The 20251-nt window shown below is 35.4% G+C and carries 10 protein-coding genes; 6 read left to right on the forward strand and 4 right to left on the reverse strand.

Annotated features, from left to right (window positions below; all coding sequences use genetic code 11):
• Positions 1-12: 12 nt before the first annotated feature.
• The 3 genes from Q1A01_RS13615 to Q1A01_RS13625 are packed head-to-tail and all read right to left on the reverse strand — an operon-like array spanning position 13 to position 2989.
• Complete coding sequence (locus tag Q1A01_RS13615; protein ID WP_299681757.1) at positions 13-918, reverse strand: geranylgeranylglycerol-phosphate geranylgeranyltransferase; 906 nt, start codon at positions 916-918, stop codon at positions 13-15.
• Positions 919-944: 26 nt separating this feature from the next.
• Entirely contained in the window at positions 945-1883 is a 939-nt protein-coding gene (locus Q1A01_RS13620) for a mevalonate kinase (protein ID WP_299681760.1), read from the reverse strand.
• A 29-nt stretch (positions 1884-1912) separates the two neighbouring features.
• Complete coding sequence (locus Q1A01_RS13625; protein ID WP_299681762.1) at positions 1913-2989, reverse strand: diphosphomevalonate decarboxylase; 1077 nt, start codon at positions 2987-2989, stop codon at positions 1913-1915.
• Between the two features lie 93 nt (positions 2990-3082).
• Here Q1A01_RS13625 and Q1A01_RS13630 point away from each other — a divergent pair, with 93 nt between their 5' ends.
• The gene (locus tag Q1A01_RS13630; RefSeq protein ID WP_299681765.1) at positions 3083-3559 is read left to right on the forward strand and encodes a TspO/MBR family protein; all 477 of its coding nucleotides are present in this window, start codon (positions 3083-3085) and stop codon (positions 3557-3559) included.
• Positions 3560-3851: 292 nt separating this feature from the next.
• On the opposite strand, the gene Q1A01_RS13635 is transcribed toward Q1A01_RS13630, so the two are convergent.
• Positions 3852-5078 (reverse strand): NAD(P)/FAD-dependent oxidoreductase, encoded by a 1227-nt coding sequence (locus Q1A01_RS13635; protein ID WP_299681767.1) that lies wholly within the window; start codon positions 5076-5078, stop codon positions 3852-3854.
• Between the two features lie 362 nt (positions 5079-5440).
• Here Q1A01_RS13635 and Q1A01_RS13640 point away from each other — a divergent pair, with 362 nt between their 5' ends.
• The 5 genes from Q1A01_RS13640 (at position 5441) to Q1A01_RS13660 (ending at position 20235) form a co-directional block, all read left to right on the forward strand.
• Positions 5441-8590, forward strand: coding sequence for a TonB-dependent receptor (locus Q1A01_RS13640; protein ID WP_299681770.1), 3150 nt, complete (start codon positions 5441-5443; stop codon positions 8588-8590).
• A gap of 17 nt (positions 8591-8607) precedes the next feature.
• Positions 8608-10227, forward strand: a complete 1620-nt coding sequence (locus Q1A01_RS13645) for a RagB/SusD family nutrient uptake outer membrane protein (protein WP_299681773.1) — start codon at positions 8608-8610, stop codon at positions 10225-10227.
• 92 nt (positions 10228-10319) lie between these two features.
• Complete coding sequence (locus tag Q1A01_RS13650; protein ID WP_299681776.1) at positions 10320-13619, forward strand: VCBS repeat-containing protein; 3300 nt, start codon at positions 10320-10322, stop codon at positions 13617-13619.
• Between the two features lie 6 nt (positions 13620-13625).
• Entirely contained in the window at positions 13626-16997 is a 3372-nt protein-coding gene (locus tag Q1A01_RS13655) for a VCBS repeat-containing protein (protein ID WP_299681778.1), read from the forward strand.
• Positions 16984-20235, forward strand: coding sequence for a VCBS repeat-containing protein (locus Q1A01_RS13660; protein WP_299681781.1), 3252 nt, complete (start codon positions 16984-16986; stop codon positions 20233-20235). Before Q1A01_RS13655 ends, Q1A01_RS13660 begins: the two co-directional genes overlap by 14 nt.
• Positions 20236-20251: the final 16 nt, after the last annotated feature.

A 20251-nucleotide genomic window follows, 5' to 3' on the forward strand; every position in this document is an offset into this window, starting at 1 on the left:
TGCAGTATACGATTAAGTAATAAATCGTAACCATTCATTAGGTTTGATAAGGACGATACAAAAAACACCTGCTACAATAATAAACTTTAAAATATTATGTAATAATAAATAATGAAGTTTTGCTTGTGATTTCCATAAGGCTCCTAAAAAAAGAAGTAATGCAATCACACTTGCATAAAAGTAAAAATCCATATACCCTACTTCAAAGTGATTGATTAAAAAGTAAACGGGTATCACTGTAAAACCTGCAAGTGCCGTTAGCATCCATTTGGATGTTTTTTCTCCAAACACAATAGGAATTGTTCGATACCCTTGTGTCAAATCTCCCTTTAAATTTTCTAAATCTTTTGTGAGTTCGCGCATTGCAATCACCAAAAACAAAAAACTAGCATGTACAAAAATGACAGTATCGAGGTTTTTGTAATACAAAAAGGTAGCAAAGAAAGGAGTAATGGCAAGTATAGCTGCCGTAAGGTTCCCTATAAAAGGCCTCTTCTTTAACTTATGAGAATACAACCAGATTCCAAAAATATAAATCGCAAAAAATACTACTGCTCTAAATGACACATAGCTCGCTGCAATGACAGCTAGAAAATTGAGTACAAAATAAAAAGAGAGTTTGGTATTCTGACTTACCAATCGATCTAACATTGTTTTACGTGGTCTATTAATGAAATCTTTTTCTGAATCGTAAAAATTATTAATAATATAGCCTCCAGCAATGGTTGCCGCAGAAGCAATAACAAGCATAAAAAGATTTAAATCAAAAACAACTTCTCGTAATGTTCTACCTGAGGATAGTATAAATATAGACGCAAGATATTGGGCAAGTACAATCACCAAAATATTATAACCTCTCACGACAGAAAACAAACTAAACATCTTAAGAAGTGTTCGTTTATTTTTTCGCGAAAGCATATAAAAAATCCTTGTAAAGGGTACTGTTAAAAATTATAGACAACTTCTAGTTTGTGTGCATGTAATGCTTTACGTGCTTTATCTATATCTTGGGTAAACCCTAAAATATAGCCACCACCACCAGAACCACAAAGTTTTAGATAGTAATCATTACTTTCTATACCTTGTTTCCAAAGCGTATGAAATGCTTTTGGTATCATTGGTTTGAAGTTACTTAAAACCACTTTAGACAGTTGCTTTACATTTCCAAAAAGCGATTTCACATCTCCTTTTAAGAAATCATCTACACAAGCATCTGTATGTTTTACAAACTGATCTTTAAGCATGTTACGGAAACCTTCTTGCTTCATGTTTTCCATAAAGATATTTACCATAGGAGCTGTTTCTCCTACAATACCACTATCTAATAAAAACACAGCTCCTTTTCCTTCTTGTTCTTGTGAAGGAATACCAGCAGGTTCAATATTATCTTTACTATTGATAAGAATAGGCAAGCTTAAGTAACTATTTAAAGGATCTAATCCTGAAGATTTTCCATGGAAGAAAGATTCCATCGCTCCAAAAACTGCTTTCAACTTTAAAAGTTTTTCTCTCGTTAGGTTTTCTAATACTGTAATTTTTTCAGTAGCGTATTTATCATAAATAGCGGCTACTAAAGCACCACTACTTCCCACACCGTATCCTTGTGGAATACTAGAATCAAAATACATTCCTTTGGCTAAATCTTGAGACAAACGTTCAATATCAAACTGAACAAGTACATCTTCAGACTGTGATAATGTTGATAAGTGTGTCGCAAATTGAGTTAACTTCTCATTGGAATCTAGCGCTTCTTCTGATGTGTTACCATCACATTTAAGTGCTCCGTTGTAAAAGTTATAAGGAATTGAGAGTCCTTTTGAATCTTTAATGATTCCATATTCTCCAAAAAGAAGAATTTTAGAATAAAATAAGGGGCCTTTCATAGTTGTAGGTTAACTTAGTATATACAAATTTACAATTTTTTTGCTCCATTTCCCACGCAATCATTAATATAGTGGCTGTTTTGGCAAAATTTTGACAATTCGTTTTCTATAAAAAGGTGTATTTCTTCAGTTTCTTTTTGAGGATATAACACATGTACATTTGCTCCTGCATCTAGTGTAAAACATACTTTTGAGTCTGTTTTTTCTCTATATGCCCAGATGCGATTTATGATTTCTAGTGTATTAGGTTTCATTAATATAAAGTAAGGATGGCTCGTCATCATCATGGCATGTAATGTGAGCGCTTCACTTTCTACAATAGCAATAAAGGCATCCAAATCTCCAGATTGCAATACTGTTTTTAACTGAACTAAATTGTCGTATGCCTGATTAAATCTCGCTTTCGCGAAAGCATGCCCATACATCAACCCATGTCCTACAGTGCTACTTACTTGTTTCTCTCCTTTATCTACCAATAAGATCGTGTCTTGATAATCTTGAAAATTAGCATGTACTTCATAAGGGTATTCTGTACCGTATAGATCACTACTATTTGCAATATCTTGATGCGCTCCCCAAACGATGAGTGGCCCCTCTAAACTTCGACAAGCACTTCCTGAACCTAACCGAGATAAAAAGGAAGCTTTTTGCATAAAATAGCTTTCTGTCATTTCAGGAGAAAGTTGGCGTTCTATATCCATAATACATAGGGACAACGCACTCATTCCAGATGCAGAAGAGGCAATTCCCGAACTATGTGGAAACGAATTGGATGTTTCAATCTTAAAACTGTAACTCGTTATAAACGGGACGTATTTTTCTATGCGTTTAAAAAAGCTAGCAATCTTTGGCTCAAAACCTTCTTCTTTAGTTCCATCTAAATATACTTCAAATTCAAATCCAGCCGTTTCTTTGGGAGTATATGCCAAGGTTGTGATGGTATGACAATTACTTAACGTAAAACTTATACTAGCGTTTTGAGGTAGTTGTTCTCCATGTTTTCCCCAGTATTTAACTAAAGCGATATTACTAGGAGATTGCCAACACACCGAACCTGCAGACACTACAGGAATATTTGAATTTAAAACAAAAGAATCTTCAGACATATACTATATATAGGTTTTGGCAAAGATAACTGTTGTCTTTCTATTATTTGTATGGAAATCTTTAGGAGTTTTTTCATAAATTGGTATAACCAAATGAAAAAACGCCTCCTCATAAGAATTTTAATTTCGGTAATAGTCTGCCTCTCCATAGGTGGTATTGGTGCCGTAGCTACACAATCTAGTATTACAGATTGGTATGTCACACTTAACAAACCTAGTTTTAATCCTCCTAATTGGATTTTTGGTCCCGTTTGGACAGTCCTATATATTATGATGGGAATTGCAGTTGCCTTAGTATGGAATAAAGGGTTTTATCATAAATGGGTGCAAACTGCTTTATACCATTTTGGTTTTCAATTGATTTTAAATGCGATGTGGAGTATTTTATTTTTTGGAATGAAAAAACCATCATGGGCACTCATCAATATTGTGATGTTGTTTGTATTGATACTATTTACCATTAAATGGTTTAAAGTGGTAGACAAGCGCGCTGCTTATTTACTAATTCCTTATGCTTGTTGGGTTTCTTTTGCGACAGTGCTCAACTTTGAGATTTGGAGATTGAATTAAATAGTATAAAATAATTGGCTTATTTTCTTTATACGCTTTCGCGAAAGCGAACTTGTGAGACCAGCAGGCAGGCAGGTTCATGACTAATAAGGAGAGTGGCATTAAACCCGCATTATTCAATAAAACTTCATGATGAGGGTTGAAACAGCAATAAAATATGGCATTTTCTGAGTTTTAGCATAGCATCGCTATGGTTAAACTTAAAAACGTATTGCAGTGATATATTTTACAGCAGTTTCAAGACGGAATAGATTTTCTATTGCATAATGCGGGTTAAAGTGTATATCACACATTACTTATTTGTAATAGCTTCTGCTATCATATGCCCTCCTGTCCACGCATTTTGAAAATTAAATCCTCCTGTAATGGCATCGATATTAAGGACCTCTCCTGCTAAATAAAGATGATCTTGCACTTTACTTTCAAAAGTTTTAAAATTAACTTCTTTAAGGTTGACTCCACCTGCCGTCACAAATTCTTCCTTAAATGTACTCTTCCCCTTTATTTCATAAATACCACCAGTAAGTTCTTTGCTCAAAGATTGTAATTGACTTTTTGTAAGATCTGCCCACTTTGCTCCTTCTTTAATAGTTGAAGCTGTAAGTAAGCTTTGCCAAAGTCTTTTAGGCAAATCAAATTGCGTATAGGTATAAGGAGATTGTCTTGCTAATGACTGTTTATACTCTTTTAATAGAGCCATCACATCATCTTGCGATTCATATAACAACCAATTAACTTTAATAGTAAATTGATAATTCATCGCAGCCAGCTCTCTAGCACCCCAAGCAGAAAGTTTTAAAATACCAGGACCACTCAATCCCCAGTGCGTAATAAGTAAAGGCCCTTCTGATTGTAATTTTGTTCCTAAAATCTTAACAGAGGCTTCTGAAGAAAGCCCCATTAAATCTTTTATACGGTTATCTTTACTATTAAACGTAAATAGGGAAGGTACTGCTGGTGTTATTGTGTGTCCTAATGTTTCTAATTGCTTCCACATTTTTGGATTACTACCTGTAGTTACAATTAATGTATCACATGTAAAAGGGTGTTGAGAAGTTTCTAAAAGCCAATGAATATCATTTTTTTCTATCTTTTGAACGGAATGGTTCTTATAGATTTCAATATCATATTTTTTTGCTTCTTTTAAAAAGCAATCTATAATAGTGGTAGAAGAATCAGATATTGGAAACATACGACCATCTTCTTCTATTTTAAGTAACACTCCTCGTTCTTCAAACCATGCAATGGTATCACCTGTCATAAATGTATGAAAAGGCCCTAAAAGTTCTTTTTCTCCACGAGGATAATTTTTTGACAATTCTTTTGGAACAAATTCGGCATGGGTTACATTACATCTACCGCCTCCAGAAATACGAACTTTTGTTAATACTTCTTTACCTCTTTCTAAAATTAGAATAGAAACATCTGGTTTTCTTGAAGCAATATTAATGGCTGTAAAAAAACCTGCAGCACCTCCTCCTATTATAATAATATCTTTATGCAATACCGTAGTCTTCAAAAATACTTTTTACACAAATATACGTTGCCATTTTGAAGATAAGCTCCATTTATTTTTTTAAAAACATCAAGTTTATTTTAACGAAAATTATGTTACTATAATTTATCGTTGATATTATATAAATCTATAACTCATTACAAATTTGATATTATAGACTATTCTTTTTTAAGAACTCATCAAAAAAAACACTAAAATTTTCACAGAAAACAATACAAAAAGCCTTTTAAACACGAAAACGTTTTCGTAACTTTAACGATGTATTTTTGTTGCGTTAACGTAAATTTTACATAAATTAGGCGCTTATAAAGTGATATAAACGCTAATTTTTTAAACTAAGCAAACTAATTTTAAACAAGAATCTTATGAAGAAAGTATTACTTAAAAGTATGCTGCTGTTTGTCGCGGTTCTCTTTGCGGGAATTTCAACTGCCCAGACAGTTTCTGGAACAGTGACAGAGGATAATGGTCCTCTGCCGGGTGCAAACGTAATTGTAAAAGGCACCCAAAATGGTGCTACTACCGACTTTGACGGTAACTACACTCTCAATAATGTAGCAAGTGATGCTATACTCGTATTTAGTTATGTAGGATATTCTACGCAAGAGATTGCTGTAGGAGGAAGAAGCACTGTAAACGCAACATTATCTTTAGATAACGCGCTTGATGAAGTGGTATTAATTGGATATGGTACAACTACAGTTAAAGATGCTACAGGATCTGTTGCATCAGTTACTTCCGAAGAATTTAACCAAGGGGTTATTCAATCTCCTGAACAATTAATTCAAGGTAAAACTGCCGGAGTTCAAATTTCAGAAACATCTGGAGAGCCTGGAGCTGCTATTGTAGTAAACATTAGAGGTAACAATTCCATACGTTCTGGAAACAACCCTCTATTTGTAGTTGACGGAGTACCATTAACTTCTGGTGCAGCACCTGCTGTAAACGTAGCTGGAATTGGTGGAGGAGCTTCAAGAAACCCACTTAGTTTCTTAAACCCAAATGATATAGAAAGTATTTCTATTCTTAAAGATGCATCAGCTACAGCGATCTACGGATCTCGTGGAGCAAATGGTGTAATTATCATTCAAACAAAAGCTGGTCGTGGAGCTAGTAAAGGTATATGGGACATTAACACATCTGTAAGTGTTGCTAATACTGCAAATGAGTATGACTTATTAGGTAGAGACGCATTTTTAGAAAATATCGCAGAAGTAGGTAACGATCCTGTTGCACTTGACTTCGGATCTGATTCTGACTTCCAAGATTTTTATACACGTACTGCATACTCTAGAAGAACAGATTTAAGTTACTCTAAAAGTTATCAAGGAGGAAACTTAAGAGCTTCTTTCGGATATGCAAACACATTTGGTGTTGTTGAAAATACAGATCAAGAGCGTATTGCTGGTCGTTTAAACATAACTCACAAATTTCTTGATGATAAATTGACATTAAGTGGTCAATTTAGTATCGCTAGAGTAAATGATCAATTTGCTCCTGTATCTGGAGGTGCTGGTTCTACTGGAGATTTAATTGGAGCATCTATTACTCAGAATCCAACAGCTCCTATTGATCCTGACTTTACACCAGGAGGTAACGTATTAAACCCTGTAAGTCTTTTAGAGAACTTCTTAGGAAGATCTAGATCTAATAGATTTTTAGGAAACTTATCTGCTACATATGCCATAACTGAAGAACTTGACGCAAAAGTAACTGTAGGTTATGATGAAAATAATACAACGACTACTTCTGCATTCGGATCTGATGTTATTGGATTAAACGGTGTATCTGGTATAGGTCGTGGTAACTTCAATACTTTTGATCAGGAAAATTCATTATTAGAAGCAACATTATCTTATAACAAAGAATTTTCAAATTCAAACTTAAGTGTTGTTGGAGGTTATTCTTATCAAGAATTTGCTCGTTCAGGATTCTTTGCTCAAGGAGCTGGTTTTAATTCTTCTAACTTAGATGGAACTTTAGGTCAATTAGAGAATCAATTTGGTTTAATCCAAGGAGTAACTCCTGGAGGTATTCAAACTTTCGGATATGGTGCTGACGGAACATTCTTAAGTACATTTAATCCTAACGATACTGAAAATCCATTTACAACTGGACAAACACTTCCTAGCGTAAATCGTTTATTCTCTGCATATACAGGTGGAAATTTTGACAATACAGATGAACTTCAGTCTTTCTTTGTAAGAGCAAACTATACGATTGCTGACAAATATTTATTTACTGGAACATTTAGAGCGGATGGTTCTACTACGTTTGGTGAAAATGAGCGTTATGGATATTTCCCTTCAGGAGCATTTGCATGGCAATTACACGAAGAAGATTTCATTGGAGATGCTTTTTCAACTCTTAAATTACGTTTAGGGGCAGGTATTGTTGGTAACCAAGAAGGTTTATCTTTTGCAAACTTTATTCAAGTAGAAAGACTTGCAGGAGCAGGTATTGCTAATGACTTTACTATTATAGGTAATGGTAACAGTATTCCTGGTACATTCTTCCAAGGAGATCCAAACCCAGATTTAAAGTGGGAGGAAACTACTGACTTTAATGTTGGAGTAGATTTCGGATTTAATAACGATCGTTTCAATGGTACTGTTAACGTATACCGTAAAGAAACAAGAGATTTACTTTTATCAAGACCTCCTGCTGCACCAGCAACGCAACCAGTTATTTTTGGTAACTTAGATGATGGTCTTGTATTAAACCAAGGAGTTGAAGTAGCTTTAAATTATGATTTCTTCGATACAGATGATTTCGGTTTTTCTGCTAGTTTCAATGTAGCGTTTAACAAGAACGAAGTTCAAGATACAGACTTAGTAATAGACTTAGGTCCTATTAACGGTAACGGTTTAACAGGTGCTTTTGCTCAGCGTTTACAGGCTGGAGAGCCATTAGGTTCTTTCTTCCTTGCTGAATTTACAGGATTTGACGGAGACGGAAACCCAACATATAGAGATGTAAACGGTGATGGTGTAGGTGATCCAGATTCAGATAAAACGTTTGTAGGAGAATCTGCTATTCCTGAAATAACTTCAGGTTTATCATTAAATGCTCGTTACAAGAGATTTGACTTATCAACATATTTTAATGGACAATTTGGATTCTCTGTATATAATGCTACTGATAACGCATTCTTTACAAGAGCTGGATTATTAATTGGTAAAAACGTAACACAAGCAGCTACCAACCCTGCAGAAAACCCTGCAGCAACAGTAGCAGTATCATCTAGATTCTTAGAGGCTGGAGATTTTGTACGTTTACAATCAGCATCTTTAGGATACAATTGGCCAGTGAGCGAAGATGGAATCTTTGATTCATTAAGAATATCTCTTACAGGACAAAACTTATTTATTATTACTGATTATAGTGGATTAGATCCTGAAATCTCTGTAAACACAGGTACTATTAATGCTTCAGCTATCCCAGGTTCTGGTATAGATTATGCAGCATTCCCAAGACAAAGAACATTTACTCTAGGTGTAAATGCTAGATTTTAACAAATAAAAAAAGAAGTATGAAACGAAACAAAATCTTTAAAAATCTGCCTAAGGTACTCTTAGGAGTTTTTGCCCTAGTATCAGTCATTTCTTGTACTGATCTAGAGGTAGAAGGTGTAGACGGACTTATTATTGACCCTAATGATTCTAGATTCCAAGGGGTAACAGACCCAGCATCATTTATTGGAAACTCTTACAATAGTTTAAATGGACTTATTGGAGATCAAGCAAATACGTTTGCACTAAGTGAAGTTACTACAGATGCACATCTTATCCCTACTCGTGGAGCAGACTGGGGAGATAATGGTATCTGGAGACAATTGCACCAACACAATTGGACACCTGAGCATTCATTTATTACTAATGTATGGAATCAGTGGAACACACTACATTTCCAAGGAGCACAATTATTATCTCCTTTAACAACCTTAACTGGTGAGCAAGCAGGAGATGCACATTTCCTAAGAGCTTTAGGAATGTGGGTTATTTTAGATAACTTCGGGCAAGTACCAGTAAGAGATCCAGAATTAGACATCTTTGTTGATCCTATCGTATTAAGAGGACAAGAAGCTGTTGATCAGATTGTATCTGATCTTGATGCTGCAATAGCTAACTTATCTGCTGGTGGTCCAGGATCTGGAAACAGTAGAGCAAATAAAGCTGCTGCTCGTTACTTATTAGCAAAAGTTTTATTAAACAAGCATATTTACCTTGGAACATCGCCTGATAGTGCAGACATGAACCGAGTGGTTTCTTTAGTAAACGATATTGAGGGTGAAGGATACGGACTTGTATCTGGATACTTTGATATTTTCAGAGAGCAATTAGACAACGAAACAATTTGGTTTATCCCAACTGGAGTAGGAAACAGAATTTGGAACGGATTACATTACAACATGGCACCAGAAATTGCTGGAGGTGGTTGGAATGGATTCTCTACACTTGCTGAATACTATGATTTATTTGAAGGAGATCCTAACACGAATGTACCAGGAAGTGGTCAAGAAGAGCGTCGTGGATTTGTACCTACAGCAGGTGTACCTTTTACAGGTGATGCTGGAACTACAGAGTCTGGAAACTTCCCAGGTTTTGAAGCTGGATCAAACATAGGATTTGGATTCTTAATTGGTCAACAATATGAAATTGATGGATCACCTCTTTCTGAAAGAGGAGGAGCACCATTAGCTTTCGAAAGAGACTTCGTAGATGGAAATGGAGCTTCTAGCTTAATTAACAACAGTGAAGTTACAGGTATTCGTATGTTAAAGTACAACCCACGTTATGGAGGGTTTACTGGACATGAGATATTCTTTAGATTTTCTGATGCTCACTTAATGAGAGCTGAAGCAATGTTACGTAGTGGTGGAGACGCTACTTCAGAAGTAAATGAGTTACGTATTCTTAGAGGAGCTGCACCGTTAGGAGCAGTAACTGAACAAGATTTATTAGACGAAAGAGGACGTGAATTATACGCTGAATTTTGGAGAAGAAATGATTTAGTTCGTTTTGGTCAATTTACTAGAGATTGGGAACTTAAGAGCCCAGATGCTGTAGGTGACACGAACTTAAATTTATTCCCAATTCCAGCAAGTCAAGTTATTCTTAACCCTAATTTGACACAAAATCCAGGTTACTAAACCTAAATTTTGAATTAAGCTTAAAAAGAGGGTTGTTTCAACCCTCTTTTTTATTTCTATTTCTTTTAGTAAAATTGTATTTTAGAATTGTATTGAAACCCCTATTTTTAATATTTGCCACTGTAGTACTCTTTGCTTCATGTAAAGAAAAAACAACACTTCAACCTAAGTTTATTGGAGTGAAAAATTCTGGTATTTCTTTTTCAAATACTGTACAAAACCAACCTGAACTTAATATCTTAAACTACCTCTATTTTTATAATGGAGCAGGTACCGCTATTGCTGATTTCAATAATGATGGTTTAGATGATATTTATTTCACTTCAAATCAACAAGCCGATCAATTATATATCAATAAAGACAATTTACAGTTTGAAAATAGCACGACTTCTTCAGGTATTAAAAATGATCAAGGATGGACAACAGGAGTTACGACAGTAGATATTAATAATGATGGACGTACAGACATCTATATATCCAAAGTAGATGGACATCTAAACTTAAAAGGAGCAAATCTTTTGTATGTAAATCAAGGAAATGACACTAATGGAAATCCTACATTTAAAGAACAAGCAGCCGATTATAATTTAGCCTTAAAAGGTCTTGCAACACAAGCAACTTTTTTTGATTATGATGCAGATGGAGATTTGGATGTATTTATCTTAAATCATTCTTTACACCCTAATAGTAATTACGGAAAAGGAACACTACGTACTAAAAAGGATTCTCTATACGGCGATAAATTACTAGAAAATCAAGATGGTCAATTTATTGATGTTACAGATACCTCTGGCATCTTTCAAAGCAGATTAGGGTATGGATTAGGTATTTCTATAGCAGATGTAAATAATGATGGCTATCCAGATATATACCTAGGTAATGATTTCTTTGAAAATGACTACCTCTACATCAATCAAAAAAACAAAACTTTTGTAGAAGTAAACTCTACACAATCAACATTGGGTCATAGTTCTCATTTTTCTATGGGAAATACGATCAGCGACATCAATAATGATGGACATCCAGATATTATGTCACTAGACATGTTACCAGAAGATTTACACACATTAAAAGTCTCTGGGGCAGAATATAACTATCCTATATTTCAGAATCAGCTTCGTAATGGATATGAACCTCAGTTTATGCAAAACACATTGCATCTTAACTTAGGCAATGGCAAATATGCAGAAACAGCTTTTCTAAGTGGCGTCTCTGCTACAGAATGGTCTTGGTCACCACTTATTGCAGATTTTGACAATGACGGTCATAAGGATATATACATTACAAACGGTATACAAGGCGCAACAAATGATATGGATTTTGTCAATTTCATCTCAAATGAAAGTATCCAACAAAAACTAGGTCAAGGTATGAGTGCTGAAGAACTTAAATTCATTGACGAATTACCCGAAAAGAAAACAACAAATTACTTTTATAAAAACACTGGAAATGCACAATTTGAAGATGTAAGTAACCAATGGCAAGTAGCACAAAACTCCTTTAGCAATGGCGCTAGTTATGCAGATCTTGACAATGACGGAGATCTAGACCTTGTTGTCAATAACGTCAATCAAAATGCATTCATTCTAGAAAATACAACACGTAAAGACAGTAGTACTACCAACTATTTAAAGATACATTTCAAAGGAAGTACTACAAATACTCAAGGCATAGGTGCTAAAGTGATTCTATATAAAGGAAAACAAAAACAGTTTTTTGAAAACCACACTACAGAAGGTTATCTCTCTGCTACCCCTCCTAGCCTACTCGTTGGTTTAGGAAGTCATACACTTGTGGATTCTTTAGAAATAATCTGGTCTGACCAAAAACGTCAAACACTTACAAACATTAAAGCAAATCAACGTATTGTAGTCGCTTATGAAAACTCACAAGAAAACACATATACATACCCTGAACATTCGCAAACTTCTTTGATTACAAATACATCTTCTCCAATAGATTTTAAACACCGTGATGCCACTTCTATAGAATTTACCCGTACACCTTTAATTCCATATGCAAGTACCAATTCAGGTCCTTATATAACAACAGGAGATCTTAATAATGACCAAATAGAAGATATCATTACATTAGGTGCCAAAGGGCAGTCATCACAAATTTGGTTACAAAACGAATCAGGTGCTTTTCAATCACAAGAATTGCCTGACGCAAAAGACACACAAATACACGAAGATACACATGCTGTCATTTTTGATGCCAATGGTGATCAAATCAATGACCTACTTATTGTAAGCGGTGGCAATGAATTTAAACGTGGAAAACCACTAACACCTCGATTATATATTACATCACAAAATATACTTACGAGAGATCAAGAGCAATTTAAAGAGACTTTTATCAACGCCTCTAAAGTAACTGCAATAGATATTGATAATGATGGAGATATGGATATTGCCATCACAGCAAATGTAGTCCCGCATCAATTTGGAAAAACCCCTACACAATATCTATTCAAAAATGACGGAAAAGGACATTTTGAAGATATCACTATGGCCTATGCAAAAGACTTTCAAAATATAGGCAATGTATATGATATCACTTGGAAAGACCTTAATAACAATGGATATCCAGATGCGATTGTTGCAGGACATTGGATGCCTATTTCCATCTTTATAAATGATGGCTCCTCCCTTACGCTACAACAAACAAAAGGACTAGAAAGCACACATGGGTGGTGGAATAGTATTAAAGTAGCCGATTTTGACAATGACGGAGATCAGGATATCATCGCTGGTAATTGGGGTCTAAATACGCGTTTACAACCTACGTTAGAAGAACCTGTCACTTTGTATCGCAATGATTTTGATGACAATAATCAAATAGACCCTATCGTCACCTATTACTATCAAGGGATAGAAACCACCATTGCTACAAAAGATGAACTCGTAAAACAGCTCCCTCTACTTAACAAAAAATACCTTTCTTATAACGCTTTCGCTAAAGCAGATATAGAAAAACTACTTGGTAAAGAGAAGTTACAAGAGTCAGAAACAAAAGAAGCATATGTATTTGCATCTATGTATTTTGAAAACAAAGGAAACGATACTTTCCAAGCAAATGAATTACCATTCTTAGCACAAGTTTCTACGGTTCAAGACATACTGATTGAAGATTTTGACAATGATGGCTTTTTAGATGCCCTTTTAGTGGGTAACAACTATGAAATAAGTACACAATTAGGTAGGCTAGATGGCTCTCATGGCTTATTTTTGAAAAACGATACAAAAGGTGGATTCACGACACTTTCTGATCAGAATTATGATATCAACGGGGCTTCCCGAAGTATCCAAAAAATTAAAATAACAGATCGTACTTTTTATGTCGTAGGACGTAATAACGATACTCCTATATTTCTAAAAAAAGAGAAGTAATAGCATATGCAAGTTAAATTCACATACCAAACCGTTATCGGAGCACTCCTCGCTCTATGCATCATAGGATGTACTTCGACTACCAAAGAAAAAGAAAACGAAAAGCAAGAGACTGCAACAGAAGGAAATCCTTTATTTACACTTCTATCTAAAGAAGAAACAGGTATTGATTTTGTAAACAACATAAAAAACCAAAAAGATTTTAATATTTTCAAATACCGTAACTTCTATAATGGAGGTGGGGTTTCTATTGGAGATATTAATAATGATGGACTTCCTGATATTTTTCTCACAGCCAATATGGAGAAAAATAAACTTTACTTAAACAAAGGTGATTTTACTTTTGAAGATATTTCAGAAAAAGCAGGTATTGAAGGTAACAAAGCATGGTCTACAGGAGTAACTATGGCCGATGTAAATGCAGACGGATTATTAGACATCTATGTGAGTAATGCTGGAAATTTAGAGGCAGATAACCATGATAATGATTTATACATTAACAACGGAGATCTGACCTTTACAGAAAAAGCAAAAGAATACAACTTAGCGACTTCGGGGTTTTCTACGCATGCCTCCTTTTTTGACTATGATAAAGATGGAGATTTAGATGTATATATCTTAAATAACAGTAATGTTCCTGTAAGTAGTTTAGGAAACAAAGGACAGCGTGACAAACGTGCTCAAGACTGGGAAAATGTAGATAGCCAGTTTAGAGGGGTTGGTGATCTACTCATGCGTAATGACAATGGGGTTTTTACAGACGTAAGCAAAGAAGCTGGTATTTATGGCTCCCTTATTGGATTTGGATTAGGCGTGATGGTTACAGACATTAACCACGATTTATATCCAGACATCTACATCTCAAATGACTTCTTTGAGCGTGATTATTTATACATTAACAATCAAGACGGTACTTTTACTGAAGAAATAAAAAAATGGACTTCTCACCTATCACTCTCTGCGATGGGCGTTGATATTTCAGATATTAATAATGACGGACTGCAAGATATTTTTATTACAGACATGCTTCCTGATGGAGAAGAACGTGTGAAATCTGTCATGGAATTTGACGGGTATAATGTGTATAAGAGAAAACAACGTAACGATTTCTACCAGCAGTTTATTCAAAATACCTTACAAGTAAACAATGGTAATGGCACCTTCTCTGAAGTAGCGTATCATAGTGGTGTAGAAGCCACCGATTGGAGTTGGTCTGGATTGGTCTTTGATATGGATAATGATGGGTATCGCGATATCTATGTAACTAATGGTATTAATCATGATCTTACAGACTTAGATTTTGTAGACTTTTTTGCTAACGAGATTATTCAAAGTAAAGCCACAGGAGAAACTAGAGTATTAGACACTATTATTAATAAAATGCCTGTAAAGCCACTTTCTAATTATGCCTACCAAAATCAAAAAGACATTACTTTTAAAAACAAGGCCAAAGATTGGGGACTTGAAATTTTAAGTATGTCTAATGGTGCTGCCTATGGTGACTTAGATAATGACGGAGATCTAGATCTTGTCGTAAATAATGTAAACATGCCATCGTTTGTTTATAGAAATAATACCGACAAAGAAAGAAATCACAACTATATTAAATTAAAATTTAAAGGCGCCGAGAAAAATCCTTTTGCAATAGGCACTACCGTACGCTTATATCATGGAGGTCAAACGTATATCCAGGAACTTGTTCCTTCTAGAGGATTCCAATCTTCTATGGAACATACCATGACCATAGGATTAGGAGCTTCTCAAAAGATAGATTCGTTACGTGTGATTTGGCCTAATGAAAAAACACAGCGTTTTGAAAATCTTACAGTCAACCAAACGCTTCAACTGCAAATTACAGAAGCAACTGACACCTATAAAGTACCTGCGTCTACAAAAGCAAAAACACTTTTTAATGAAATTTCAAATACGTCATTAGATACTCATAAAGAAAATGAGTACAGTGACTTTGATTACGAAGGTCTCATTGCAAAAAAACTATCTCAAGAAGGTCCATCATTAGCTATCGGAGATATAAATGGTGATGGTCATGAAGATGTATTTATAGGCGGAGCTAAAAAACAAGCGGGAACACTTTACCTACATAAAGGAAATGGAAAACTAACCAAAGCACCCACGAATGCTGCCTTTAAAAAAGATGCTAATTATGAAGATTCGGCAGCAGCATTTTTTGATGCAGATAATGACGGCGATTTAGATTTGATGGTAGGCTCAGGTGGTAATGAAGTGACTACGAAGACAGATTATAGTCTTCGTTTATATCTAAATGATGGTAAGGGCGCTTTCGCGAAAGCGGAAAACACCATCCCTTCTGCATATCAGAATATGTCTGTGATTGCACCCTATGATTTTGATCAAGATGGCGACATGGATGTATTTGTAGGCTCTCGAAGTGTGATTGCAGTATATGGAATTGATCCGGAACACCTTTTCCTTGAAAATAGAGGAAATGGAGAATTCTCAAATGCAACAGAGCGCATTGCATATCCTCTTAAAAATGCAGGAATGATTACCGATGCACTTTGGGCAGATATGGATCAGGATGGAAAAGAAGATCTTGTGGTTACTTCAGAATGGGGAACTACCAAAATATTTAAAAATAATGGAAGACGTCTTACCGCTATGAAAAGCTCTTTAGATGATGTACACGGATGGTGGAATACCTTAGAGGCATCAGATCTTGATAACGATGGAGACCTTGACCTAGTATTAGGAAATGAAGGAACCAATATTCATTACAAACCTGAAGAAGGGGCTCCTATGAAAATGTACATTAATGACTTTGATAATAATGGTACCATAGAGCAAATCACCACCTTTCATAAAGATGGAAAGGATTATCCATTACATCAAAAGAAAGAACTTACGGGACAATTAGTGTCTCTTAAAAAACAGAATATCAAGGCATCTGATTATGCAAAACGGTCTATAGATGAGTTATTTCCAAAAGAAGTGATTGATGTATCTATCGTAAAGCAAGTACAAACTGCTGCTTCTGTCATTGCTATCAATGAAGGGAATGGCACTTTTAGAATTCAAGAGCTACCTGTACGTGTTCAGCTATCATGTGTGTGCGGAATTGCCTGTACAGATGTAAATAATGATGGGAATTTAGATCTCGTCATGGGTGGTAATAATTTTGAATTCAAACCACAATACTCACAATTAGATGCTAGTAGTGGTAATGTACTATTAGGAGATGGTAATCTTGGTTTTGAATGGCAAGACTATACTACAAGTGGTTTTGAGATACGCGAAGAGGTTAAACACTTAGCAACATTCAAAGATAGTGCTGGAAAGACCTTTTTGATTGCTGCTATTAATAATGAAAAACCAAGAGTATACAATGCAGGCAATTAGAAATATCATATTTCTTAGTCTACTCTTTATGCTTTTTGGCTGTAAAGAGAAAGATACTTTATTTAAAAATCCATCAGCAGAAGATACAGGGCTTACGTTTGTAAATACCTTGACAGAAAGTGACGATTTCAATATTATAGATTACCTCTATTTTTACAATGGTGGCGGACTTGCCATAGGTGATATAAATGGAGACACGCTTCCTGATATTTTTATTTCAGGTAATCAAGTAAAAAACAAACTTTACCTCAACAAAGGGAATCTTCAGTTTGAAGACATTAGTGATAAAGCAGGGATAACAGGTAATAGCACGTGGAATACAGGTGCGGTAATGGGCGATGTAAATGGCGATGGTTTACTAGACATTTATGTATGTGCCGTAGTAGGCATTAATGGTTTTGATGGGTATAACGAATTATACATCAATAATGGAGATGCAACATTTACAGAAAGTGCAGCAAAGTACGGTTTAGATCTAGATACTTACAGCTCTAATGCCGCTTTTTTAGATTATGACTTAGATGGCGATTTAGATATTTATATTCTGAATCATGCAGTACATACCCAAGAATCGTATGGAAAAGCCTCTTTACGCTTTAAGCGAAATTATGAGACGGGAGATCGATTGATGCGTAATGACGGAGGCAAATTTACAGATGTAAGTGAAGAAGCCGGCATTTTAGGAGGCATCAACAGCTACGGATTAGGAATTGCCATTGCCGATTTTAATCAAGATGGATGGCCAGATATTTATGTAGGGAATGATTTTCACGAAGATGATTATTACTATTTAAATACAGGAGAAGGCAGCTTTCGCGAAAGCTTAAAAGACTACTTTGGACACACCTCACGTTTTTCTATGGGAAATGATGTGGCTGATATTAATGCCGATGGTTGGCCTGATATGATCTCACTAGATATGCTGCCTGAAGATGAAAAAGTATTAAAATCATCTGAAGGGGATGATAACATTCAAACGCAGAAATTACGTATTGACCGTTTTGGATATCACTATCAGTTTACACGTAATATGCTATATGTAAATCAAAAAGGATATGATTATCAAGAAACTGCACTTTTAAGTGGTATTGCTGCTACCGACTGGAGTTGGAGTGCTTTATTTGCCGACTTTGATCAAGATAGTACGCAAGATCTTTTTATCTCAAACGGGATTCCGAAACGTCCAAATGATCTGGATTATGTTCGTTTTATCTCTAGTAAGCAAATTCAAAATAAAATAAGCAATACCAAACTCATTGATCAGAAAGCATTAGACTTAATGCCTAAGGGGAATACGCATAATTATATCTTTAAAGGAAAAGGACAGCTCGCATTTGAAGACTTATCTGGCACATGGACTCAAAAAGACACCTTGGTTTCTGGAGCCACTGCCCTAGCCGATCTAGATAATGATGGTGATTTAGATATCGTCACTAATAATATTAACACGACTCCACAAGTATATCAAAATACCACCGATGCTTCGGCAAATTATCTAAAGATTCGTTTTGAGTATAAAAAAGGAAATACTCTGGGAATAGGCACCAAAGTATTTGCCTATCATAAAGGGCAATTACAGTATAAGGAATTATATACCGTACGGGGTTTCCAAGCATCTTCCGAACCAATACTGCACTTTGGAGTTGGTAATGCACCTAGTATCGATTCGCTAAAAGTGATCTGGCCAGATCGTACGTCACAAATACTTACTAATGTGACGACAAATCAAACACTTACTATTTCGCCGAAAGGCAATACACCTTTTAATTATAATACACTACAACCTAAGAGCCAATCTCTTTTCAAAAAAGTAGTCGATAATTTAGGCATTGATTTTACCCATACAGAAGATCGATACATTGATTTTAACAGACAAAAACTTATTCCATACCAAGTATCAGATCGTGGTCCAGCAGTCGCTATCGGTGATATCAATGGAGATCAAAGAGATGATATTTATTTTGGGAGTTCTAAGTTTCAAGAATCCAAAATTTATCTGGCTGATAGCATTGGGTTTACAGCAGCTTCATTTCCTATTATCACCAAAGAGACTGTTACAGAAGATGTAGTGGCAACCCTTCAGGATTTTGATCAGGATGGTCGTGCAGATCTTCTTATAGGAACTGGTGGCACCGACTTTGATAATAAGGCAAAACCACTCAAAGATCTTTATTACACAGCCAAAGACACGACGTTTGTACAACAACAACTTCCAGAAAGCTTTCAGAACGCTTCTGTACTCGCTGTACACGATTATGATAATGATGGTGATCTAGATGTATTTGTAGGTAACCAGGCTGTTACAAATGATTTTGGGCGCCCATCTGAATCGCTATTACTTCGCAATGATAAAGGTACTTTCAGTATAGACGATACGACCTCTTTTAATGATATAGGAATGTTAACAGATGCTGTTTGGAGTGATTTTAATGCCGACGGAACAAAAGACCTTATCCTTATTGGAGAATGGATGGCACCTCAGTTTTATGCAAACACAAATGGCAGTTTACAAAAAGTACTTGTAACTGATGCATCTATGCATGGGTTATGGCAAGCTATAGAACCCTTTGATATGGATGCCGATGGCGACATAGATTACATCTTAGGAAATTGGGGAGAAAACAGTAAGTTTTCTGCTTCTCCAGAAGCACCTATGTATGCTTATTTAGATGACTTTGATTCCAATGGTCAATCAGAAACGATTATTGCCACTCAAAAAAATGGAGCCTATTACCCATTATTAGGATTAAATGAATTAGGTAGTCAGATGACCAACCTCTTTAAAAAGTACACAAGTTATAAGGATTTTGGAGGGCAGACAGTAGACGCTATTTTTGGTAAGAAAGCTTTATCTCAAAGCACTCAATTACGCGTAGAAACCTTACAATCTGGATACTTAAAAAATGAAAATGGACGTTTTAGGTTTGTGCCTTTCGGCGAAAGCTTACAAATAGCGCCTATCATGGCATTTGAAACGTATGATTTTGATGGAGATGGACAAAAAGAAGTACTTGCTGCTGGAAATTATTTTGGTGTAAAACCTTTTCATGGTCGGCTTGATTCTTTCTCTGGAGCATTGCTTAAAAGTGATGGAAGTAGTACCTTAGGTCATCATCTAGGCTTAGACCTTGCTCAGAAATCAGTAAGACATCTTTCTATTTTATCTGTAGATACAAAAACATACCTTTTGGTTACTTTTAATAATGAAAAAGCACACGTATATCAATTACAAAAATAAACACAACATGACTAGC

The sequence above is a fragment of the uncultured Dokdonia sp. genome, from assembly GCF_947492815.1.
Taxonomy (GTDB): Bacteria; Bacteroidota; Bacteroidia; order Flavobacteriales; family Flavobacteriaceae; genus Dokdonia.

Bases quoted from the DNA above. Each gene is read 5' to 3' on its own strand.
- Q1A01_RS13615 (WP_299681757.1), bottom strand. From the start codon at position 918: ATGCTTTCGCGAAAAAATAAACGAACACTTCTTAAGATGTTTAGTTTG.
- Q1A01_RS13620 (WP_299681760.1), bottom strand. From the start codon at position 1,883: ATGAAAGGCCCCTTATTTTATTCTAAAATTCTTCTTTTTGGAGAATAT.
- Q1A01_RS13625 (WP_299681762.1), bottom strand. From the start codon at position 2,989: ATGTCTGAAGATTCTTTTGTTTTAAATTCAAATATTCCTGTAGTGTCT.
- Q1A01_RS13630 (WP_299681765.1), top strand. From the start codon at position 3,083: ATGAAAAAACGCCTCCTCATAAGAATTTTAATTTCGGTAATAGTCTGC.
- Q1A01_RS13640 (WP_299681770.1), top strand. From the start codon at position 5,441: ATGAAGAAAGTATTACTTAAAAGTATGCTGCTGTTTGTCGCGGTTCTC.
- Q1A01_RS13645 (WP_299681773.1), top strand. From the start codon at position 8,608: ATGAAACGAAACAAAATCTTTAAAAATCTGCCTAAGGTACTCTTAGGA.
- Q1A01_RS13655 (WP_299681778.1), top strand. From the start codon at position 13,626: ATGCAAGTTAAATTCACATACCAAACCGTTATCGGAGCACTCCTCGCT.
- Q1A01_RS13660 (WP_299681781.1), top strand. From the start codon at position 16,984: ATGCAGGCAATTAGAAATATCATATTTCTTAGTCTACTCTTTATGCTT.